Annotated in this window: 21 protein-coding genes; 13 read left to right on the plus strand and 8 right to left on the minus strand. The window is 65.8% G+C overall.

All coding sequences use genetic code 11. The features are described from left to right. Positions 1-61: 61 nt before the first annotated feature. From mepA to modC, 4 genes are all read left to right on the plus strand, one after another. Positions 62-1,006, plus strand: coding sequence for a penicillin-insensitive murein endopeptidase (gene mepA / locus IVB45_RS34805; protein WP_247357644.1), 945 nt, complete (start codon positions 62-64; stop codon positions 1,004-1,006). A gap of 256 nt (positions 1,007-1,262) precedes the next feature. Then, positions 1,263-2,045 carry a molybdate ABC transporter substrate-binding protein gene (gene modA / locus IVB45_RS34810; protein WP_247357643.1) on the plus strand — a complete coding sequence of 261 codons (783 nt, stop codon included), beginning with the start codon at positions 1,263-1,265 and terminating at the stop codon, positions 2,043-2,045. Between the two features lie 11 nt (positions 2,046-2,056). After that, positions 2,057-2,752 carry a molybdate ABC transporter permease subunit gene (gene modB, locus IVB45_RS34815; protein WP_027565844.1) on the plus strand — a complete coding sequence of 232 codons (696 nt, stop codon included), beginning with the start codon at positions 2,057-2,059 and terminating at the stop codon, positions 2,750-2,752. A 2-nt stretch (positions 2,753-2,754) separates the two neighbouring features. Next, positions 2,755-3,417, plus strand: coding sequence for a molybdenum ABC transporter ATP-binding protein (modC, locus tag IVB45_RS34820; RefSeq protein WP_027565845.1), 663 nt, complete (start codon positions 2,755-2,757; stop codon positions 3,415-3,417). A 181-nt stretch (positions 3,418-3,598) separates the two neighbouring features. Here the strand turns inward: modC and IVB45_RS34825 are convergent, their stop codons facing one another. Continuing rightward, positions 3,599-4,366: a GntR family transcriptional regulator gene (locus IVB45_RS34825; RefSeq protein ID WP_247357642.1), complete on the minus strand. Its 768-nt coding sequence runs from the start codon at positions 4,364-4,366 to the stop codon at positions 3,599-3,601. A gap of 207 nt (positions 4,367-4,573) precedes the next feature. Here IVB45_RS34825 and IVB45_RS34830 point away from each other — a divergent pair, with 207 nt between their 5' ends. Genes IVB45_RS34830 through IVB45_RS34850 form a run of 5 tightly spaced genes read left to right on the plus strand, consistent with a single transcriptional unit; the run spans position 4,574 to position 9,256 of the window. Continuing rightward, complete coding sequence (locus tag IVB45_RS34830; protein ID WP_247357641.1) at positions 4,574-5,608, plus strand: extracellular solute-binding protein; 1,035 nt, start codon at positions 4,574-4,576, stop codon at positions 5,606-5,608. Continuing rightward, positions 5,605-6,684, plus strand: coding sequence for an ABC transporter ATP-binding protein (locus IVB45_RS34835; RefSeq protein WP_027565847.1), 1,080 nt, complete (start codon positions 5,605-5,607; stop codon positions 6,682-6,684). Before IVB45_RS34830 ends, IVB45_RS34835 begins: the two co-directional genes overlap by 4 nt. Next, a complete protein-coding gene (locus IVB45_RS34840; protein ID WP_027565848.1) occupies positions 6,681-7,544 on the plus strand; it encodes an ABC transporter permease in 864 nt (287 codons plus the stop codon). Before IVB45_RS34835 ends, IVB45_RS34840 begins: the two co-directional genes overlap by 4 nt. Beyond that, on the plus strand, positions 7,544-8,341 hold the full coding sequence (locus tag IVB45_RS34845) for an ABC transporter permease (protein WP_027565849.1): 798 nt from the start codon (positions 7,544-7,546) through the stop codon (positions 8,339-8,341). Before IVB45_RS34840 ends, IVB45_RS34845 begins: the two co-directional genes overlap by 1 nt. Before the next feature lie 3 nt (positions 8,342-8,344). Further along, positions 8,345-9,256 (plus strand): polysaccharide deacetylase family protein, encoded by a 912-nt coding sequence (locus tag IVB45_RS34850; RefSeq protein WP_247357640.1) that lies wholly within the window; start codon positions 8,345-8,347, stop codon positions 9,254-9,256. A gap of 167 nt (positions 9,257-9,423) precedes the next feature. Here IVB45_RS34850 and IVB45_RS34855 read toward each other — a convergent pair whose 3' ends face one another. After that, complete coding sequence (locus IVB45_RS34855; protein WP_247357639.1) at positions 9,424-11,217, minus strand: potassium/proton antiporter; 1,794 nt, start codon at positions 11,215-11,217, stop codon at positions 9,424-9,426. Between the two features lie 210 nt (positions 11,218-11,427). On the opposite strand from IVB45_RS34855, the gene IVB45_RS34860 reads away from it, so the two are divergent. The 3 genes from IVB45_RS34860 (at position 11,428) to radC (ending at position 14,510) form a co-directional block, all read left to right on the plus strand. Beyond that, entirely contained in the window at positions 11,428-12,744 is a 1,317-nt protein-coding gene (locus IVB45_RS34860) for a mechanosensitive ion channel domain-containing protein (RefSeq protein ID WP_247358106.1), read from the plus strand. 128 nt (positions 12,745-12,872) lie between these two features. Then, positions 12,873-13,691 carry a type I methionyl aminopeptidase gene (gene map, locus IVB45_RS34865; protein WP_027565853.1) on the plus strand — a complete coding sequence of 273 codons (819 nt, stop codon included), beginning with the start codon at positions 12,873-12,875 and terminating at the stop codon, positions 13,689-13,691. A gap of 105 nt (positions 13,692-13,796) precedes the next feature. Then, a complete protein-coding gene (gene radC, locus IVB45_RS34870) occupies positions 13,797-14,510 on the plus strand; it encodes a DNA repair protein RadC (protein WP_027565854.1) in 714 nt (237 codons plus the stop codon). On the opposite strand, the gene IVB45_RS34875 is transcribed toward radC, so the two are convergent. Then, complete coding sequence (locus IVB45_RS34875) at positions 14,507-14,827, minus strand: glycine zipper domain-containing protein (RefSeq protein WP_247357638.1); 321 nt, start codon at positions 14,825-14,827, stop codon at positions 14,507-14,509. The two genes, radC and IVB45_RS34875, sit on opposite strands and share 4 nt — an antisense overlap. Before the next feature lie 163 nt (positions 14,828-14,990). Next, positions 14,991-15,365 carry a hypothetical protein gene (locus IVB45_RS34880; RefSeq protein ID WP_027565856.1) on the minus strand — a complete coding sequence of 125 codons (375 nt, stop codon included), beginning with the start codon at positions 15,363-15,365 and terminating at the stop codon, positions 14,991-14,993. Between the two features lie 251 nt (positions 15,366-15,616). Between IVB45_RS34880 and IVB45_RS34885 the strand changes: the two genes are divergently transcribed. Next, on the plus strand, positions 15,617-17,005 hold the full coding sequence (locus IVB45_RS34885) for a peptidoglycan-binding protein (protein ID WP_247285381.1): 1,389 nt from the start codon (positions 15,617-15,619) through the stop codon (positions 17,003-17,005). Positions 17,006-17,073: 68 nt separating this feature from the next. Here the strand turns inward: IVB45_RS34885 and IVB45_RS34890 are convergent, their stop codons facing one another. The 4 genes from IVB45_RS34890 to IVB45_RS34905 are packed head-to-tail and all read right to left on the minus strand — an operon-like array spanning position 17,074 to position 20,415. After that, positions 17,074-17,766, minus strand: a complete 693-nt coding sequence (locus IVB45_RS34890) for an AprI/Inh family metalloprotease inhibitor (protein WP_247357637.1) — start codon at positions 17,764-17,766, stop codon at positions 17,074-17,076. After that, positions 17,766-18,755, minus strand: coding sequence for a 2-hydroxyacid dehydrogenase (locus tag IVB45_RS34895; RefSeq protein WP_007604945.1), 990 nt, complete (start codon positions 18,753-18,755; stop codon positions 17,766-17,768). Before IVB45_RS34895 ends, IVB45_RS34890 begins: the two co-directional genes overlap by 1 nt. Next, positions 18,755-19,573 (minus strand): ABC transporter permease, encoded by an 819-nt coding sequence (locus tag IVB45_RS34900; protein WP_247357636.1) that lies wholly within the window; start codon positions 19,571-19,573, stop codon positions 18,755-18,757. Before IVB45_RS34900 ends, IVB45_RS34895 begins: the two co-directional genes overlap by 1 nt. Further along, positions 19,570-20,415, minus strand: a complete 846-nt coding sequence (locus IVB45_RS34905; protein ID WP_247357635.1) for an ABC transporter ATP-binding protein — start codon at positions 20,413-20,415, stop codon at positions 19,570-19,572. The genes IVB45_RS34900 and IVB45_RS34905 overlap by 4 nt, the downstream gene beginning before the upstream one ends. Between the last annotated feature and the right edge of the window lie 4 nt (positions 20,416-20,419).

Below are 20,419 nucleotides of genomic sequence, written 5' to 3' on the forward strand. Positions count from 1 at the left end.
TATTTCAGCGGAGGGACTGTTTCTTAACCCTGACGCGGTGTTGGGCTATAAGAATGTCAACATGAGTCCCCGCCGCTTCGCCCCTCTCCTGCTCGTCATGACGCTCCTGGCCGCCGGCGACGCGCTGGCCCAGGACAAGGGCAGCGTCAACCCAAAGCCGCTGCCGCCGCTCGCCAATCCGAACGATCCCAGTATTGGCGCCAAGGAACTGTTCGCGCGCAAGCTGCTGCCGTCGAAGGGACCGGCGCACGTCATCGGCTCCTATGTGAAGGGCTGCATCGGCGGCGCCGAGCAGATGCCGCTCAACGGCGACAATTGGCAGGTGATGCGGTTGTCGCGCAACCGCAGCTATGGTCACCCCGCGATGATCGCGCTGATCAAGCGGCTTGCCGCCAGGGCGCACAAGGACGCGGGATGGCCGGGCATCCTGGTCGGCGACATCGCCCAGCCGCGCGGCGGGCCGGCGCTGTCCGGCCATGCCAGCCACCAGATCGGCCTCGATGCCGACATTTGGCTGACGCCGATGCCGGACCATCGGCTCTCGCGCGAGGAGCGCGAGGACATGTCGGCGGTGATGATGGTCCGCCCGGACCGGCTCGACATCGATCCGAAGGTGTTCACGCCGGGCCATGTGCTGGTGCTGCGCGACGCGGCGCAGGAGCCGGCGGTGCAGCGCATCTTCGTCAATGCCGCGATCAAGAAGGCGCTGTGCCGCGAGGCCAAGGGTGACCGTTCCTGGCTGTCGAAGATCCGGCCGTGGTGGGGCCACGACTATCATTTCCACATCCGGATGCACTGCCCGGCGGGCGCGAGCGACTGCGAGGGCCAGCCGTCGCAATCCGAGGACGAAGGCTGCAAGCCCTCCGATCTCGCCTATTGGTTCAGCGACGGCGTGCTGCACCCCAAACCGCCGGCGGAGCCGCCGAAGCCGAAACCGCCGATGACGCTGGCGCAGATGCCGGCGGCGTGCAAGGCCGTGCTGCACGCGGGCGACGCGAAACGGTAAAGCCTCCGCGATCATCCCGGCCTAGTGCGCAATTGCGCACTAGGCCGGGATGACGAATTCCCGGTTGGCGCCATGCGAACCGTCGCCTTTGACCTGTTCGGCCACCCTGTTATGATGACCCAGCGATCGCTTGCCGGACCGTAAGTCCGTCGGGCTTGCCGGAACAGCGCTTCCGCCGGTCGCAAGCCTAATTCAACCAACGCCGTCTTGCGCGCGCCGCCTTGCGTGCCCTGAACGCGCGCATGGAGCGCTTCCGATGTCCCGCCTTTCCGTGCTGCTTTCGGCTATGTTCCTTCTGGCCGCGAGCCTTTCGCCTGCTGGAGCCGAAGACAAGACCATCACCGTGTTCGCGGCAGCCTCGATGAAGAACGCGCTCGACGAGGTCGACGCGGCCTACACCGCCAGGACCGGCGTCAAGTTCAGCGTCAGCTATGCCGCAAGCTCAGTGCTCGCCAGGCAGATCGAGCAGGGCGCGCCGGCCGATGTGTTCGTCTCCGCCGACACCGACTGGATGGACTACGCGATCTCCAAGAAGACCATAAACGAGCCGACCCGGGTCAATCTGCTCGGCAACAGCATCGTGCTGATCGCGCCGAAGGATTCCAGGCTCGACAACGTGCCCATCGCGCAGGGTTTTGACCTCGCAAAGCTCGCCGGCGACGGCAGGATCGCGACCGGCGACGTCAAGTCCGTGCCGGTTGGGAGGTATGCCAAGGCGGCGCTGACGAGCCTCGGCGCCTGGCAGGCGGCGGAGCCGAAATTCGCCATGGCCGAGAGCGTGCGTGCCGCGCTGACGCTGGTCGCGCGTGGCGAGGCCAATCTCGGCATCGTCTATTCCACCGATGCGAAGGTCGAGCCCGGCGTGAAGATCGTCGGCACCTTCCCGGCGGATTCGCATCCCGCGATCATCTATCCCGTCGCTGCGACCACGACAGCAAAGGGCGAGACCAGCGACTATCTCGCCTTCCTGCGCTCGACCGCCGCCAAGACCATTCTGGAAAAATACGGTTTCAAGTTCCTGATCAGCCCCTCCACTTAATTTGCGATTTGATGCTCGACATCTCTCCCGCCGAATGGACGGCGATCCTGCTCTCGCTCAGGGTTGCCGTCATCGCGACGCTGGTGGCAACGCCGTTCGGCATTGCGCTGGCATGGCTGCTCGCGCGGCGTGATTTCTGGGGCAAGTCGGTGCTCGATGCGCTGGTGCATCTGCCGCTGGTGCTGCCGCCTGTCGTCACCGGCTATCTGCTGCTGCTGACCTTCGGCCGCCGCGGCCTCGTCGGCGGTTTTCTGGCCGATACTCTCGGCATCGTCTTCGCCTTCCGCTGGACCGGCGCTGCGCTTGCCTGCGGCCTGATGGCGTTTCCGCTGCTGGTGCGCCCGATGCGGTTGTCGATCGAGGCGATCGACCGCCGGCTCGAGCAGGCCGCCGAGACGCTCGGCGCCACGCCTTTCAAAGTGTTCTTCACGGTGACGCTGCCCTTGGCGCTGCCCGGCGTGCTCGCCGGCATGGTGCTCGGTTTTGCGAAAGCGATCGGCGAGTTCGGCGCCACCATCACCTTCGTCTCCAACATTCCCGGAGAGACCCAGACGATTTCGTCCGCGATCTATTCGCTGATCCAGACCCCGGACGGTGACGCCGCCGCGGGACGGCTCGTGATCGTCTCGATCGTGCTGGCGCTCGGCGCGCTGATCGCGGCCGAATGGTTCGCCCGCCGCGCCACCGCGCGCTTGCACGGGAATTGACCATGCTGCGCGTCGACATCGAAAAGCAGCTCGGCGAATTCTCGCTGTCCGCATCCTTCGAAAGCGAAGGCCGCGTCATCGGCCTGTTCGGAGCGTCGGGCGCCGGCAAGACCTCGCTGGTCAACATGATCGCGGGGCTGCTGCGGCCCGACCGCGGCACCATCGTGATCGACGGCGAGACGGTCGACGACAGCGCGGCCGGCATTCATGTGCCGACCTGGCGCCGCCGCATCGGCTATGTGTTCCAGGATGCGCGGCTGTTTCCGCATCTCAACGTCGCGCAAAATCTCGACTATGGCAGGCGGATGAACGGCCTCGCGCCCGATCCGGCGCAGCACAAGCGCGTCATCGAGCTGCTCGACATCGGCGCGCTGCAGGGTCGCCGCCCCGGAAAACTCTCTGGCGGCGAGCGCCAGCGCGTCGCGCTCGGCCGCGCGCTGCTGTCGAGGCCGCGCCTGCTGCTGCTCGACGAGCCGCTCGGCGCGCTCGACGAAGGCCGCAAGCTGGAGATCCTGCCCTATCTGGTGCGGCTGCGCGACGAGGCTAATGTCCCTATGGTCTATGTCAGCCACGACGTCGCCGAGCTGCGCCAGCTCGCGACGCAGATCGTGATGCTGAAGCAGGGCCGCGTGACGTCGTTCGGCGGGGTGAAGGTGCTGACGTAGCCATACTGGCCGTCGCACCCACCGCCGTCGTCCCGGCGAAGGCCGGAACCCGTACCGCGTGCTTTATCGGTAGGCGGCAGTGGGAGTACCGGCGAAGAATAGCAGGCGGTCTTCGCCAATTAACTTTCCTGTGGCTATGGGTCCCGGCCTTCGCCGGGACGACGTTGAGGAGACAGTGGGGCTAACGCGCCTTCCGCCGCTTCGGCTTCACCGCGCCAAACACGCTCGTCAAATCCTCACTCACCGGCGCCGCATCGTCATCCAGATGCAGGCGGCTCTCGACATGCAGGAAATGCTCGCGCGACACCGCAATCGCACGCGCGACGTCGCGGGCACGCAGCGCTTCGACGATGGCACCGTGCTCGTCCACCGCACAGATCGAATCGGTGGCGGGTTCGTAGACCGAGACCATCACCGAGGAGCGGCTGAGCAGATCGGCGAGGAAGCGCGAGAGCTCTGCATTGCCGAGCGCCTCCACCAGATGAACGTGGAACGCGCCCGACAGCCGCACCGACGCGGCGCGGTCACCGCGCGTTGCCGCGGCGCGCTCCTCGGCGAGATGCGCCGTCAGCCGCTCGATCAGGGCGTCGTCGACATGACGCACGAGCTGCGTCAGCACGCCGGCCTCGAGCACGCGATGCGCCTCGTAGACGCTGCGGACGTCGTCGAGCGTCGGGCGCGGCACGCGAGCGCCGCGGTTGGGGATCATCTCCAGCCGCCGCTCGGCGCCGAGCCGATGCAGCACCTTGCGGATGCGCTCGCGCGAGACGCCAAATATCTCGGCGAGCGGCGGCTCGGCCAGCTTCGCCCCGGCCTTCAGCTTGCCCTCCAGCAGCGCGTGCAGGATGGCCTGATAGACCGCCTCGTCCTCCGCCGGATTGGCCTTGCCGAGCCCTTTGCCGCTTCTCTTGCCGCTTTCTTTGCCGTCTCGCCCGCGCTGCGTCGTCATGGCGGTAGCTAGGCCTAAAGGATGCGCAGCGTCACCTCCAAAAAATGTGCACATTTGCTGCGCCGGCATGCAGGCGCCGCGCAGGCGCCAAAACCATCATCCAGCTAACTGACTGATACAAATCGCAATTATGAAAATGTGCACATTTGGCATGGCGCTTGCTGCGTCTCCGCTGCAAGCTTTACGCACAACAAACGGGACATGCCCATGCACACCCCCTCCCGACGCAGCGTTTTGACCTCCGGCGCGGCCCTGGCCGCGATCATCGCCGCTCCGGCGCGGCTGCGCGCCGCGCCCAGGGAGATCGTCATCGGCGGCCCCGCGGGCGCCGCGAAATATTTCAATGCCGATTTGTTTCCCGTGCTGGAGAAGAAGCTCGACTGCAAGGTGCTCTACGAGGGCACAAACTCGCTGACCAATCTCCAGAAGATGCAGGCCGACAAGGCCGCGCCGAAGATCTCCGTCGTCATCATGGACGATCCGGTGATGCTGCCGGCAGCCAGCGACGGCCTGATCACCAAAATGTCGGCATCGTCCATCGCCAACCTCGGCAAGCTGGTCGACGGCGCGGTGCATCAGGACGGACTATGGGCGAACTATCAGCGGCCCTGGGCCGGCATCGCCTATTCGACCAAACGCATGAAGACGGCGCCTGGCAATTGGTCCGACCTCTGGGATACGAAATATGCCTCCAGGGTGATCGTGCCGTCGCTGTCGAACACCGAAGGTTTCTGGACGCTGCTCGCCGCCGCCCATCTCGAGACCGGCAAGCCCTACAAGGAGGCGCAGTACGAGATCGACGCCGCCTTCAAGAAGGCGAAGGAGCTGAAGGCGAACCTCTTGAACGTCTACACCAACGCGCCGCAGGCCATCAATCTGATGGAGCAGGGCGAGGCGTGGATGATCGGCGGCCAGTTCTCGGCCTACACGCTGATCCGCAAGGCGGAAGGGTCGCCGGTCGATCTCGCCGTGCCGCAGGACGGCGGCTTTGCGATGCCGTCGGGAATAGCGAAGGTGAACGGCGCACCGGCCGGCGATCTCGCCGATGCCGTGATCGACTTCTTCCTCAGCCCGGAAGCGCAGATCATCCTCGCCGACAAGGCCTTCGTCGCCCCGACCAACAAGGGCACGCCCACGCCGGCGGGCTTCCCGGACCCAGCCTCGCTGTTCGCGCCGGACTGGGCGTTCGTCGCCAAGAACCGCGCCTCCTGGGTCGACCGCTGGAGCAAGGAGATGACATGAGCGAAGCCGCCCCGCATCTCGTCGTTCGCGGCGTCTCCAAGACATACGGACCCACGACGGTCCTCGACCACATCGACCTGACCATCCGCCGCGGCGAGCTGGTGACGCTGCTCGGCCCGTCCGGCTGCGGCAAGACCACGCTGCTCCGTGCCATTGCCGGCCTGGCGCAACCCGACACCGGCAAGGTCGAACTCGCCGGGCGCGACGTTACCCACGTGCCGCCGCACAAGCGCAATGTCGGCGTGGTGTTCCAGAGCTATGCGCTGTTTCCGCATCTCACCGTCGCCGGCAATATCGCATTCGGGCTCAAGGTGCGCGGCGCGGCCAGGCGCGAGATCGACGCCGCGGTGGAGCGCGCGCTGTCGCTGGTCAAGCTCGGCCACCTCGCCGGCCGGCGCATCTCGGCGCTGTCCGGCGGCCAGCAGCAGCGCGTGGCCCTGGCGCGCGCCATCGCGGTCGAGCCTGACGTGCTGCTGTTCGACGAGGCGCTGTCCGCGCTCGATCGGAAATTGCGCGAGGAGATGCAGGTCGAGCTGCGCCGCCTGCTCCAGGACGTGAAGGCAACCGCGATCTTCGTGACGCACGACCAGGACGAGGCGCTGACCATGTCCGACCGCGTCGCGGTCATGAACAAGGGACGCATCGAGCAGCTCGCCGAGCCGCGCGAGCTGTATCTGCGGCCCGCAAGCCTGTTCGCACTCAACTTCGTCGGGCTCTCGACGCGGATTGCCGGCACGGTGCTGGCGGCCGGCAACGGCAAGGTCGAGGTCGAGACCAGGGTCGGCCGCTTGTCGGCGCTCGGCAATTTCCAGGCGGGTTCGCCTGTCATCGTCGCAGCACGCCCCGAGCAGTTGCGGATCGGCGAGCAAAGCGAAGCGAATACGGCCGCCGGCCGGGTCCGCTCCGTGGTGTTCCAGGGCTCACGCACACTGGTCGACGTCGATGCCGGGGCCGGTGAAAGCCTGCTCGCCGAGCTCTCCGGGCGCGACGGCGCGATCCCTGTCGTGCATGACGAGATCCGCCTGAGCTGGCCGGTGACCGAGACCTTTGCATTTCCGATGGAGGCGCAGGCATGACCGAGGCGGCCCTTGCGGCGCCAGTGGCCGCGCCTTCGGTCGATCGCGAGCGGCTCGCCGCGATCGGATTCGTGCTACCGTCCTTCGTCATCATCGCCGGCGTGTTCGCGCTGCCGCTGGTGCTGCTGCTGGGCGTCAGCATCGTCGATGCCAACGGGCTGACCTTCGCGAACTACAAGCGCCTGCTCGGCACGCCCTATTATCTCGGCGTGGTCTGGAATTCCTTGCGGCTCGGGCTGCTGACGACGCTGATCGCCTTCCTGATCAGCTATCCCGCCGCCTTCGCGCTGGCGCGCGCCCGCGGCGCCTTGCGCTCCGTGCTGCTGGCGACGCTGTTCCTGCCGCTGGCGGCCAGTGTCATCGTCAAGGCGTTCGCCTGGACCATCCTGTTGCGCAGCGACGGCATCGTCAACGAGACGCTGATGGCACTCGGCATCATCGAAGATCCGATCCGCATGATTTTCACCGAGACCGCGCTGATCGTCGGCGCCGTCAACATCTTCCTGCCCTTCATGATCCTGCCGATCTACGCGATCGTAGCCCAGCTCGATTCCCGCTACGCCGAAGCCGCCGCCACGCTCGGCGCCTCGCCGGTCGTGACGTTTGTCCGCGTCATCCTGCCGCTGACCTTGCCCGGCATCATCGCCGGCGTGGCGCTGGTGTTCTCGCTCTCGGTTTCCGCCTATGTGGTGCCGACGCTGCTGATCGGTGAGAAATATCCGACGCTCGCGACCGCCATTGCAAAAGCCTATCTGCTGGCGCGCGAGCCCGGCTTCGGCGCCGCCGCCGGCGTCGTGCTGCTGGCGATTGCGATTGCCATCGTGACGCTGAGCGCGCGACTATCGCGGGAGCCGAAGTGATGGCGCGCGCCGCAATCGCCGTCTGCTGGATGATGGCCGTCGCGCTGGCCTTGTTCCTGATCGCGCCGCTGCTGGTGATCGCGGCGGCAAGCTTCTCGCCGACGCCGGTGTTCGACCTGCCGCTCACGGGTGCATCGACGCGCTGGTACGGCAAGATCGGCCGGCTCGACGGCTTCTGGCCGTCGCTGCTGCTGTCGCTTCAGATCGCGCTGCTGTCGACCGTAATCTCGCTGATCTCAGGCACGTTCGCCGCGATCGCGATCGCGCGCGGAAAGCTGCCGGGCGCAAACATCTTCGCCACCGCGCTGGTGTCGCCGCTGATGATGCCGGGCCTCGTGCTCGGCATCGCGCTGCTGCAGGGCTTTCGCGCAGTCGGGTTCACCGCGCCATGGGCGACGCTGCTGGTCGCGCATCTCGTCATCACGCTGCCCTACGTCGCGCGCACGATGATCGCGGGTCTTTCGCGATTCGACTTCACGCTGATCGAGGCGGCGCGCACGCTCGGCTGCACCTATCCCGGCAGCGTGCTGCGGGTGATGGTGCCGGCCTTGGCGCCGTCATTCCTGATCGCCGGGATCTTCTCGTTCCTGGCCTCGTTCGACAATTATCCGGTGTCGATCTTCCTCGCCGACGTCCGCACCAAGACGCTGCCGATCCGCATGCTGCAATATATCGAGGAAGCGCCCGATCCGACGTTAGCTGCGCTCTCCACCCTCATCCTCCTAGGCACGGTGATCCTGCTGTTCGTCAGCGACCGCGTCGTCGGCCTGCATCGCATGGCCGGAACCTCGGACTGATCCATGAGCGAAATAAATCAACCCGTCTCACAACGCGACTTCGTCGGCTATCGCGGCAAGCCGCCCAATCCGCATTGGCCGAACGGCGCGCGCGTCGCGGTGTCGCTGGTGGTGAATTTCGAGGAGGGTTCGGAGTTTTCCGTCAACGATGGCGATGTGGACAACGAGGCGATCTACGAAGTGGTCCACAAGCTCGACGGCCCGGATTCCTGCATCGACAGTCATTTCGAATACGGCACGCGCGCCGCATGGTGGCGCATCATGGACCTGTTCGACGCCTACGGCGTCAAGGCGACGGTAAGCTCCTGTGGCCGCGCGGTCGAACGCTCGCCGGAGCTGGCGCGCGATGCCATTGCCCGCGGCCACGAGGTCTCGGCCCATGGCTGGCGCTGGCAGAGCCACGCCGACATGGACGAAGCGAGCGAACGCGAGGTCATCGCGAAGTCGGTGGCGACGATCGAACGCGCCACCGGGCAGCGCCCGGTCGGATGGCACACACGCTCGGCGACCTCACCGAACACGCGGCGCCTGCTGGTCGAAGACGGCGGGTTCCTCTACGACAGCGACGCCTATAATGACGACCTGCCCTATTACAGGGAGGTTGCAGGCCAACAGCATCTGGTGCTGCCCTACGCTTTCGACACCAACGACATGCAGTATTACAACGCCGCGCGTTTCAGCGGAGACGACTTCGCCGACTATGTCATTGACGCCTTCGAATGGCTCAGGCGCGAGGGCGAGGCAGCGCCGAAGATGATGTCAGTCGGATTGCATTTGCGCATGATCGGCCGCCCCGGCCGCATCGGTGCGCTGGAGCGGATCCTCGCACACATCACCGGAAGCGGCGCCGCGTGGATCGCGCCGCGCGCGGCGATCGCGCGGCATTGGATGCAGGTGGTGCCGGCGGGGGTGTGATCTGCGGCGGCCTTCGCCACACGGAAGGTGTCATGCCCCGCGCAGGCGGGGCATCCAGTACGCCGCGGCGTCTCGGCTCTATCACGACTGTCTCTGGAATACTGGATCGCCCGCCTTCGCGGGCGATGACAGTGAGGGTATGGTGGCAGCTCTCACTCTCGCGAGCCCTAAACCCCCGCCACCGACGTCCACAGCTCCGCCAGCTTGCGCCGCAGGGCCTGCCTGCGGGTCAACGTCGCGGGCGTTTCTTCGTCTTCCGGAAGGCGCAGGCCGACGACATTGACGCGGCCGCCGGAGATCGAGCGCGCCACAAGTACGATCGGATCCAGCACGAGCTCCGCCCCCTCTTTCGGCGCGCGTTCGAGATGGACGTCGAAATAATCAGCGAGCGTGTGCCCGCGCTCGTCCTCGCCGACCTCCACGCCGTAGATCTCCGCGAGCTCGGCGAGCGTGTGCTCGCCGGAGACCATGAAGTCGCCCAGCAGATGCGGGTCCGGCGCCGAGCTCGGCTGCATGTCGACGAAGAAGCGGTCGAGCGATTCGGCCTTTTCCGGCGGCGCCAGCAGATAGATGTAATCGCCGGGCGCGATCGGCTCGGCTTCCGCCGGCGTCAAGATGTTCTCCTTGCGGATCACGAGCGTCGGCTTCGACCAGGACGGGATCAGGCCGCGGCGGAAATACAGGCTCTTGGACCGCACCGGATAGCCGACGAGCTGCTGCTCGAGCTGCCCAGGCAGATCCAGTTCGACACGGCGCGGGCCGCGTTCGGCGCGCGGGAGCGCAACATGGAGCTTGCGCGCGGCCGGCCCCAGGGTCCAGCCCTGCAGCAGGAGCGAGATGATGACGACGACGAAGGCGACGTCGAAATAGAGATAGGCCTTCGACAGCCCGACCAGCATCGGGATCGAGGCCAGGAAGATCGCGACCGCGCCGCGTAGGCCGGTCCAGGCGATAAAGATCTTTTCGCGCCAGTTGAAGCGGAACGGCGCCAGGCACACGAACACCGCGATCGGCCGCGCCACCAGCATCAGGACGAATGCGACCCCCACCGCCGGCAGCACGCTGCCGCCAAGCCGGCTCGGCGAGACCAGCAGGCCGAGCAGCACGAACATCACGATCTGGGCCAGCCAGGTCGCGGCGTCCAGGAAGGCCACCACCGAATTATGCGCGCGCGTCGGGCGGTTGCCGATGATGATGCCGGCGAGATAGACCGCGAGGAAGCCTGAGGCGTGCATGATCTGCGAGCCGCCGAAGATGACGAGCGCAGCGGTGGTGACAAACGGCGCGTGGAGGCCCTGCGGCAGCGCGACCTTGTTGAGCGCGATGACGACCAGACGCCCGCCGATCACCCCGACGACGGCGCCCAGCACGGCCTCCTGGGCGAACTCCATCAGCACATGCGCGGCCGTGCCCGTTCCCAGCGAGATGTACTCGACCAGCATCAGGGTCAGGAAGATCGCGAAGGGATCGTTGGTGCCGGATTCCACCTCCAGCGTCGCGCCGACGCGCGGGCGCAGGCGCAGGCCCTGTGTATGCACCAGCAGGAACACTGCGGCCGCGTCAGTCGAGGCCACCACGGCGCCGACCAGCAGCGACTCCGTCCAGTTGAGGTCGAGCGCATATTTCGCGAACGGCGCCGTGATCAGCGCGGTCAGCAGCACGCCGACGGTCGCGAGCACCATGGAAGGCGCGAGCACGGTGCGGATGCTGGCAAAGCGGGTCCGCAAGCCGCCGTCGAACAGGATCAGGGCGAGCGCGACCGAGCCGACCAGATAGGTGGTTCGGACGTCGTCGAACTGCAGCTGTCCGGGACCGGAATCGCCCGCGAGCATGCCGATCGCGAGGAAGACGAGCAGAAGGGGCGCGCCGAAGCGCAGCGCAAGCAGGCTTGACAGGATCCCGGCCAACACCAGGACGGCGCCGAGCAATATGGCGAGGCTGACACTGTCGAGGGAAGCCATCCACCTTCCGGGTACGAAATCGCTGGAATTGCATCCTTATCGTCGGCAGACTCCCACGCCAACCCATTTCTCCCGCTCGCGGCAATCTGCCCGCATTTTGCGGCCTTAACGCACTTCACTTGGCGGTGTATCGGTGGTCCGGCCGCGCCCTTTGTGGGATTCTCCGGCGCGCTCGAATCAATGCCTCCCGCCCGCTCCCCGACGAGACCGATAGACATGGACCTCAAAGACTTCATGGAGTTCGTGCAGACCACCGCGCGAAGCGTCGGGGCCGAAATCTCCTCGCCCTGGTTCTACCTGCAATTCGGGCTCATTCTGGCCGCGGCCGGCATCGCCTATGCCGCGGAAGCCGCCGTTCGCAGCCGGGTCGACATGACCTCGCTGGCGATGCGCTGGCCGCTGCCGCTCCGGCACTTCGTCCGGGTGATGGTCTCCAGCGCCTCGACGGCCGTGTTCACCCTGCTCGTGATCGTCTCGCGCGTGGTGATGTACCACGCGACCTGGCCGAGCCGCAGCTATCTCCTGATGGTCGCCGCCAAGCTGGGCCTGGCCTGGCTCGCGATCCGGCTCTTGACCTCGGTGCTGCGCAACGCCTTCATCGTCAAGCTGGTGTCGATCATGGCCTGGTTCGTCGCGGCGCTCTCGATCCTCGGCCAACTCGATGCGACGGTCGACCTGCTCGACTCCTTCGCCATCGTGCTCGGCGGCCTGCGGCTGACGCCGCTGCTGGTGATCAAGGCCGGCGCGCTGCTGCTCATCGCGCTCTGGCTCACTAACATCGCCAGCAATTTCGCCGAGAGCCGGATCAACTCGACCACCGATCTGACGCCGTCGGTGCAGGTGCTGCTGGTCAAGATCATCCGCATCGGCCTGCTTGCAGTCGCGATCGTGATCGCGCTCGGCACGGTCGGCATCGATCTCTCGGCGCTCGCGGTGTTCTCAGGCGCGGTCGGTGTCGGCATCGGTATCGGCCTGCAGAAGATCGTCGCCAATTTCATCTCGGGGATCATCCTGCTCGCCGACAAATCGGTGAAGCCGGGCGATCTCGTCACCATCGGCGACAACACCGGGCGGATCAGCGCGATGAAGACGCGCTATATTTCCGTCGCCGCAGGCGATGGCCGCGAATTCCTGGTGCCGAACGAGGATCTGGTGACGCAAAAAGTCGTCAACTGGACCTACACCGACAAGAACACGCTGGTGAAAATCGCCTTCGGCACCAATTACGACGCGGACCCGCGGCTGGTCTGCAAGCTCGCCGCCGAGACCGCGGCCGCGCATCCGCGCGCGCAGAAGGGCAAGCCGCCGAATTCCATCCTGACCGAGTTCGCCGAAGCCGGGATGAAGTTCTCGCTGACCTTCTGGATCGCCGACCCCGACGGCATGGACAACGTCAAGAGCGACGTGATGCTGGCGCTGTGGGACGCCTTCAAGCGCGAGGGCATCCGGGTTCCCTACCCCGTCCGCGAAATCCGCATCCGCGGCGGTGCGCTGCCGGTGGAAACCACCGTAGAAGTCCCGAATTGAACCGGTTTTCGGGCGCATGCCCGCCAAGCTTGGCTTGCATGAAGGCTCGCGATCATTAAATTAGGGCCTTAAATCAGACCCTTGCGCCCACCTCGATACCGGCCCCGTGCCGAGAAGACCGCATCCGCATGAGCTACGTCGAAGCTACCGATACCTCGCTCCGCAAGACCGGGCAGATCAAGCTGCATGGACCAAGCGCCTTTGCCGGCATGCGCAAGGCGGGAGCGCTGGTGGCGAAGTGCCTGGACGAGCTCACCGACATCGTCGGGCCCGGCGTTCCGACCGACCGCATCGACCAGTTCGTCCGCGACTTCGCCTTCAGCAACAATGCCTATCCGGCGACGCTGATGTATCGCGGCTACCGCTATTCGACCTGCACCTCGCTCAACCACGTGGTCTGCCACGGCATGCCTGGCGACCGTCCGCTGAAAGAGGGCGACATCGTCAACATCGACGTCACCTTCATCGTCGACGGCTGGTACGGCGATTCCAGCCGGATGTATGCAGTCGGCCCGATCGCCCGCAAGGCCGAGCGGCTGATCGAGGTGACCTATGAGGCGATGATACGCGGCATCGCCGCGGTGAAGCCCGGCGCCACCACCGGCGACATCGGCCATGCCATCCAGAGTTTCGTCGAGCCGCAGGCCATGAGCGTGGTGCGCGATTTCTGCGGCCATGGCCTCGGGCGCATGTTCCACGACGAGCCGAACATCATCCATATCGGCCGGCCCGGCGAGGGCGTGCAGCTCAAGCCCGGCATGTTCTTCACAATCGAGCCGATGATCAATCTCGGCAAGCCGCATGTGAAGATCCTCTCCGATGGCTGGACCGCCGTGACCCGCGACCGCTCGCTATCGGCGCAGTTCGAGCATTCCGTCGGCGTCACCGCGACAGGCGTCGAGATCTTCACGCTGTCGGAGCGGCACGGCGAGAAGCAGATCGGGTGAGGGCGGCTGGCGGCTGACCTTCGGGATCGTCGGCTGGCGTGAACCGGATTTGCCGCCGCAATTGACGGTTGCAAAAAGGATTACCCGCGGCAATGCTGGCGGCCGATGCCTGCCAAGCCCGACCACGACAAGAGCAAGCCCGAAGAAGCGCCGCACTATCTCGGCCATCGCGAACGGCTGCGCGAGCGCTTCTACAGCGCCGGTGCGGACGCGCTCAGCGACTACGAGCTGCTGGAGATGGCGCTGTTTCCGGCGCTGCCGCGGCGTGACACCAAGCCGCTGGCGAAGTCGCTGATCAAGATTTTCGGCTCGTTTGCCGAGGTCGTGCATGCACCGGTGGCGCGCCTGCGCGAGGTGGACGGCATTGGCGAATCCGCGATCCATCAGCTCAAGCTGCTCGCGGCGGCGGCGCATCGCGTCGCCAAGGGCGGGGTCAACAGCCGCAACGCGCTGTCGTCCTGGAACGAGGTGATCGACTATTGCCGCACCAGCATGGCGTTCGCCGAGAAGGAGCAGTTTCGCCTGCTGTTCCTCGACAAGCGCAACCAGCTGATCGCCGACGAGGTACAGCAGACCGGCACCGTCGATCACACCCCGGTCTATCCGCGCGAGGTGATCAAGCGCGCGCTGGAATTGTCCGCGACGGCGCTGATCCTGGTGCACAACCACCCCTCAGGCGATCCCTCCCCTTCACAGGCCGACATCCAGATGACCAAGGCGATCATCGACATCGCAAAGCCGCTCGGGATTGCGGTGCACGACCACATCATCGTCGGCAAGAGCGGGCATGCGAGTTTGCGCGGGATGCGGCTGATCTAGTAGCAATAGCGCGGATCGACCGGGACGTAGGAGCCGTCCCGGCGCTGCATGTAGCAGCCGCGCTGATAGGCGTAATAGCCGGAGCGGCGGCGTTCGCCCTCGGAGGCGATCGCAGCGCCCGTGCCGGCACCGACGACAGCGCCGATGGCCGCGCCACGGCCTCCGCCGATAGCGCCCCCCACGATCGCTCCACCGACGCCGCCGAGGATGGCACCGCCAATGGCGTCCTGCGCTGCCGCCTCATGAGCCGGCATCGCCATCACAACCGCCAGACATGCCGCGATAGCGAAACTTCCAATGCGAAGACCTCGAAGCATGCTCGCCCTCCCCTGTGGTCAGACGAGTCATAGCGCCGCAGCCGGATTCGGACCAGACAAATCACCATGCCGGGACCCCGCACTCTCGCCATGGCGTCGGAGGCTCGGCTCGAAGGCGGCTCAGGCCACGCCCCGTGTCCAGCGCGGGCCGTCCCCATTCATCTCAAGCATCGACCCAGCGCTGCACCGCCTCGGCGGTGTCGGCCGGCGTGGTGTTGAAGCAGATCGCGGCGTCGGGCGCCAGGCGGTGGACGAGGTTGAGCACCTTCTCGAACAGCAGCAGGCGCTCCCTGGGCTCGCGCAGGCCCGCGCCGATCACGATGCAGTCGAAATTCTCCTCGCGCAGCGCTGCCGTGACGGCGGCTTCCGCCGCGGCATCGAGATCGATCAGGCAGCTCGTGACTTCGTAACCGAGATCGCGCAAGCGCAGCAGTTGCGCATCGATATAGTCGCGCACGAGCGCCGGCGTGAGCTGCGGGAATGCACTGTAGTCCGCGTTGCCGGGTTCGATGCCGATCGCGAGGACGCGCGTGGTCATGCAGGGCTCCGTTGCCGGACTGTCTCGCGTCGCTAACCGAGCAGCGGCCCTTTCGGTTCCCTCGCGGGCTGCCGCCCTGATCCCGGTCCTGCCGCTCATTTTCTCGGCGAGGTTGTAACCCACTTCACACGCGGCGCCCCGGCGGCCTGCCAGACTTGCGGGAGATCACGCTGGTCTCACGCCTGATCACGGCACCTGGTTCATTTCGACTGACGCGCGGTTGCAAAATCCATTCATTGCGGGAGCGGAAAATGATTTCATTCGAGAGTTTGAAAAGCGAATACGAGCAGAATTGGGCCAATCTCGAGATCCGGCCTGCACGCCTCTCCGACGCGAACGCGGTCGCACGCAAGGCCATCAACGGCAAGGCGACCTATCAGCAGATCGAGCGGTTGACCGGCGTCCCCTGGTATTTCGCTGCCCTCTGCCACTACCGCGAGTCCAATTTCGATTTCGACACTTATCTCGGCAACGGCGAAACGCTTCATCGCGTGACGACGCTCGTTCCGAAGGGGCGCGGTCCGTTTGCCACGTTCGTGGACGGCGCCGTGGACGCCTTCAGGATCGAGAATTTCGTCGGCGCTCACGATTGGGCGATCGCGCGGATTCTGTTCCGGCTCGAAGGGTTCAACGGCTTCGGCTATCACGCCAAGGGCTGCAATTCGCCCTATCTCTATGGCGGTTCGACGCTGTATGGCCCGCCCGAGGCAAGAGCCGGCAAATTCGTCCGCGATCATGTGTTCGATTCGGGTCACGTCGATTCCCAGCTCGGCACCGCGGTGATCCTGCATGCAATGATGTCGCTGGATTCCTCGATCACCCTCGACGGCAGCCCGCAATTCGCGAGCCGCGCCGAACCGGAGGACGACGCGGCGTCGACGATAGTTCTCATGCAGCAGGCGCTCAACAAGCTCGGCGCCAATCCGCCGCTCGCCGAGGACGGCGTCAGCGGACCGAAGACCAGGGCCGCTGTCTCGCAGTTTCAGCAGCAGAACGGCTTGAGAGATACCGGACTTCTCGACGGCGCCACGGTCGCCGCCCTCACGCGCGCTGTGCAGTCGGGCCCCACCGGATCGAGCGGCGATGTGTCCAGGATCATGAAGCGGCTAGAGGACCTCGCGCAATTGCTGCGGCCGCCGGTCGGCGCCGTGATCCCGGCAACGACGGCATCGGGCAACACGCTGCCCGCCACCAATGATCCGATCAGCCTTTTCGAACGGCTATTTTCCCTCGTCAACAAGACGGCCCCCATGCCAGGACCCCTCACCCCGACCAGCCCCGCCCCCGTCGATCAGTTGAAGCAGGTCGTCGACCTGCTCGGCACTTTGCTCAACCGGGACGGCAAGCCCGTCCTCGGCCAGGTCAATGGCGCGCTCGGCGATACCATCGGCAAGATGCTCGACGGCAAGAAGACTGCGCTCGGCATCGGCGGCTCGCTGATCACAGCGCTGCTCTCTTCGGTGACGGCGAGCCCCAACGCTGGCGGTCTTGCCGGGTTGCTCGGGACGCTGGTGTCGGCGGTGCCGGGCCTCGGCCAATTCGCGATGCCGATCTCCCTGGCGCTCACGGCCTGGGGCGTGCTCGGCAAGATGGAGAAGTGGGCCCAGGGCACCGCGCCGCCGCCCAAGCCGACGACGTAGCCTGCGGCCGTCCCTTCGAGACGCCCGCCTATGGCGGGCGCTCAGGATAAGCTCGCGTTTCGCGGCGCCTACTGGCGCAGCATGATCAGGGGATCGGCGGTATCGGGGACGCGCCGCCATTGCGCGTTGTCGTCGGCCTCGAACTGCCAGGCCTCACCGGCCTTCGACAGCAGGATGATCTGGCCGCGCTCGAGCCGCCATTGCGTCGGGTTGAACTGCGCAATGGCCGCATCGCATTTCGGCTTGAGGAAGACCTGGAAATTGTCCGGCCCGGCTTCGGTGTTGGTCAACGTCAGCCCGCAGACCGGCTGGCCGTTGCCCCGCACGATCGACCAGTCGCCGATCATCTGGTCCATCGACTTCGCCATCGAGCGGGCGGCGGCGAGGTCTTGCAGGATGTAGACGCCCTCGCCCTGCCGCAGGCCCTCGAAGATGCCGGCCTCGACCTCGGTGAAGTCGATCACGGCTTCACCGCTCGAATCCTGCAGGCGGACGATGTCGAGACCCCTGACGCTCCAGGCGACGATATCCTTGGTGAAGGGCAGCGCGGCCTTGCAGGCCGGCTCCAGCTCGAGCTTGAAGCCTTGAGCCGCAGCGTCGGCCTTGAGCGTGACGACGCAGGTCTTGCTGCGCTCGGTGGTGGAGAGCTCCCACTGCCCGGGCATTTCCTTCTTCAGGGTCGTCGTATCCTGCGCCAACGCAAGGCCGATCGCGGCCAAGTAGGCCGAGACGGTGAATGCAACGACCCCAAGAACTCTCATCAGCGCCCCTTAAAAGGCGTTTCCGCAACCGGCGTCAACGGCGCCTTGCCTGAGAACCAGGACTTGAGATTGTCGACCACGAGCTGATCCATCGCGTTGCGCGTCACCACCGAGGCCGAGCCGATATGCGGCAGCAGCACCACGTTCTGCATGGTCTTAAGCTCGTCCGGCACGTTCGGTTCGGCCGCGAACACGTCGAGACCGGCCGCAAGGATGGTGCCGGACTTGAGCGCCTGGACCAGCGCCGGTTCGTCGATCACCGAGCCGCGCGCGACGTTGACCAGCACACCGCGCGGGCCGAGCGCCTTCAGCACCTCGGCATTGATCATCTTGTTGGTGCTGGCGCCACCGGGCACGATCACCATCAACGTGTCCACCGCCTTCGCCATCTCGATCAGGTCGGGGTAGTGCTTGTAGGAGACGTCCTTGGACGGATTGCGGGTGTGATAGACCACCGGCACCAGCGAGGCATCCAGCCGGCGCGCGATCGCCTGTCCGATCCGGCCCATGCCGACGATGCCGACCTTGCGATCGCGCAGCGAGCCGACGCTGAGCGGATAGTTCTGGGTCTGCCAGAGACCGGAGCGCACATAACGATCGGCCTTGATGAATTCACGCACCGTGGAGATCAGAAGGCCCATCGCGACGTCGGCGACCTCCTCGGTCAGCACGTCGGGCGTGTTGGTGACGATGATGTTGTGCTCGGCGGCGTATTTGGCGTCGACGTGGTCGTAGCCGACGCCGAAGCTCGCCACCATCTCGATCTTGGGCAATTGCGACAGCGAATCCCGGTCGGCGCGCACCGTGTGATAGGTCACCGCCACGCCGCGGATCTTTTCGCGGATTGCCGGCGTCAGCCGCTCGAGATCGCCCCGCGTCTCCGCCTTGTGCACGACGAAATGATCGGAAAACCCGTTCTCGAGGATCGGCCGGACCGGCCCATAAATCAGAAGGTCGATCTTTTCGGACGAAATCGAACCGGTGGTCATCAGTTGTCCTTTCCAAGCGCGCTCTCGTGCCAGCGCCGTAAAACGAGATGGGAAACTAGCGCCAGCACCCCATAGATGACAATCCCGGCCAGCGACAACAGCAGCAGCGCTGCGAACATGCGGGGTATGTTCAAGCGGTAGCCGGATTCCGCGATCCTGTAGGCGAGCCCGGAGCCGGCCCCGGCCGTTCCCGCCGCGATCTCGGCCACGACAGCACCGATCAGCGACAGGCCGCCGGCAATGCGCAGGCCGCCGAGAATGTAAGGCAGCGCCGCCGGCAGCTTGAGAAAGCGCAGGGTTTCCTGCGGCGAGGCGCCATAGAGCTGGAACAGGCCGGCGAGGTTGCGATCGACTGAATTGAGCCCAAGCGTGGTGTTCGACAGCACCGGGAAGAAGGCGACGATGAAGGCGCAGACCACGACCGCGGTCTGCTGCTCCAGATAGATCAGCAGCAGCGGCGCGATCGCGATGACAGGCGTGACCTGAAGCACCACGGCATAGGGGAACAGCGATGCTTCCACCCATTTGGACTGGTTGAACAGCAGCGCCAGCGCGATGCCGCCGATGCTGGCCGCGACAAAACCTTCGAGCGTGGTCAGCAGCGTCGCGGCGAGCGACTGTGACAGCACCGACCAATCCTTGATCAGTGTCACGAATATGACGGAGGGCGCCGGCAGCACGTAAGGCGGGATGTCCTTGATCCGAACCACGAGCTCCCAGGCGAGCAGGCCCGCCGCGAACACGATGACGGGCAGCGCGAAGCGCACCGCGCGTTGCGCGCCGGACGGCTTCGCAGTGACGGAAGCTTGCGCGTTCATAGCGTCGACTGCCCTGCATAGGACGGCGCCAGCGCCGCCGACACTTTCCGGCAATAATCGGAATAGGCGACTGAAGTGCGAAACTCCTCGCCACGCGGCTCGACCGTCTCGATGCGGAAGTCGGCCTGGATGCGGCCCGGCCGCGCCGTCATCACCACCACGCGCTGCGACAGATAGACGGATTCGAACACCGAATGCGTGACGAAGATGACGGTCTTGCCGAGCCTGCGCCACAGCGCGAGCAAATCGTCGTTGAGGCGGAAGCGCGTGATTTCGTCGAGCGCCGCGAACGGCTCATCCATCAGGAGGATATCAGGGTCGGTGACGAGCGCGCGCGCCAGCGACACCCGCATCTTCATGCCGCCGGAGAGCTCGCGCGGAAAGGCGTCGGCAAAATCGGCAAGCCCGACGCTGGCCAACGCCTGATCGGCACGCGCGCGCGATTCCGCCTTCGGAACGCCTGCGAGCTTCAGCGGCAACCGCACGTTCTCGCGCGCGCTGGTCCAGGGCATCAGGGTCGGCTCCTGAAACACGAAGCCGATGCCATGACCTGGTTGAATATGACCTGGCTGAACATGACCTGACTGCGCACCACCCTCGCGACGCGCCAGCCGCACGATTCCGGACGATGGCGCGCTGAGCTCGGCAATCAGCCGCAGCGCGGTGGATTTGCCGCAACCTGACGGTCCCAGCAACGAAATGAACTCGCCCTTGCGCACCGCAAGGTCGAGCGGGCCGAGCGCCAGCACGCCGTTGTCATAGGTCTTCGTCACGCCGCGCAGGCTGACAGCCAGGGCCGTCAGGCCGGTCTCGACCCCCGCCAACGTTTGGACTGATGACATCGGC

This window comes from Bradyrhizobium sp. 4 (assembly GCF_023100905.1).
GTDB lineage: Bacteria > Pseudomonadota > Alphaproteobacteria > Rhizobiales > Xanthobacteraceae > Bradyrhizobium.

Bases quoted from the DNA above. Each gene is read 5' to 3' on its own strand.
- modB (WP_027565844.1), top strand. From the start codon at position 2,057: ATGCTCGACATCTCTCCCGCCGAATGGACGGCGATCCTGCTCTCGCTC.
- IVB45_RS34880 (WP_027565856.1), bottom strand. From the start codon at position 15,365: ATGACCACGCGCGTCCTCGCGATCGGCATCGAACCCGGCAACGCGGAC.
- IVB45_RS34855 (WP_247357639.1), bottom strand. From the start codon at position 11,217: ATGGCTTCCCTCGACAGTGTCAGCCTCGCCATATTGCTCGGCGCCGTC.
- IVB45_RS34900 (WP_247357636.1), bottom strand. From the start codon at position 19,573: ATGAACGCGCAAGCTTCCGTCACTGCGAAGCCGTCCGGCGCGCAACGC.
- IVB45_RS34895 (WP_007604945.1), bottom strand. From the start codon at position 18,755: ATGACCACCGGTTCGATTTCGTCCGAAAAGATCGACCTTCTGATTTAT.
- IVB45_RS34885 (WP_247285381.1), top strand. From the start codon at position 15,617: ATGATTTCATTCGAGAGTTTGAAAAGCGAATACGAGCAGAATTGGGCC.
- IVB45_RS34840 (WP_027565848.1), top strand. From the start codon at position 6,681: ATGACCGAGGCGGCCCTTGCGGCGCCAGTGGCCGCGCCTTCGGTCGAT.
- IVB45_RS34850 (WP_247357640.1), top strand. From the start codon at position 8,345: ATGAGCGAAATAAATCAACCCGTCTCACAACGCGACTTCGTCGGCTAT.
- IVB45_RS34835 (WP_027565847.1), top strand. From the start codon at position 5,605: ATGAGCGAAGCCGCCCCGCATCTCGTCGTTCGCGGCGTCTCCAAGACA.
- IVB45_RS34825 (WP_247357642.1), bottom strand. From the start codon at position 4,366: ATGACGACGCAGCGCGGGCGAGACGGCAAAGAAAGCGGCAAGAGAAGC.
- mepA (WP_247357644.1), top strand. From the start codon at position 62: ATGAGTCCCCGCCGCTTCGCCCCTCTCCTGCTCGTCATGACGCTCCTG.
- IVB45_RS34875 (WP_247357638.1), bottom strand. From the start codon at position 14,827: ATGCTTCGAGGTCTTCGCATTGGAAGTTTCGCTATCGCGGCATGTCTG.
- modA (WP_247357643.1), top strand. From the start codon at position 1,263: ATGTCCCGCCTTTCCGTGCTGCTTTCGGCTATGTTCCTTCTGGCCGCG.
- IVB45_RS34905 (WP_247357635.1), bottom strand. From the start codon at position 20,415: ATGTCATCAGTCCAAACGTTGGCGGGGGTCGAGACCGGCCTGACGGCC.
- modC (WP_027565845.1), top strand. From the start codon at position 2,755: ATGCTGCGCGTCGACATCGAAAAGCAGCTCGGCGAATTCTCGCTGTCC.
- map (WP_027565853.1), top strand. From the start codon at position 12,873: ATGAGCTACGTCGAAGCTACCGATACCTCGCTCCGCAAGACCGGGCAG.
- IVB45_RS34830 (WP_247357641.1), top strand. From the start codon at position 4,574: ATGCACACCCCCTCCCGACGCAGCGTTTTGACCTCCGGCGCGGCCCTG.
- IVB45_RS34845 (WP_027565849.1), top strand. From the start codon at position 7,544: ATGGCGCGCGCCGCAATCGCCGTCTGCTGGATGATGGCCGTCGCGCTG.
- IVB45_RS34890 (WP_247357637.1), bottom strand. From the start codon at position 17,766: ATGAGAGTTCTTGGGGTCGTTGCATTCACCGTCTCGGCCTACTTGGCC.
- radC (WP_027565854.1), top strand. From the start codon at position 13,797: ATGCCTGCCAAGCCCGACCACGACAAGAGCAAGCCCGAAGAAGCGCCG.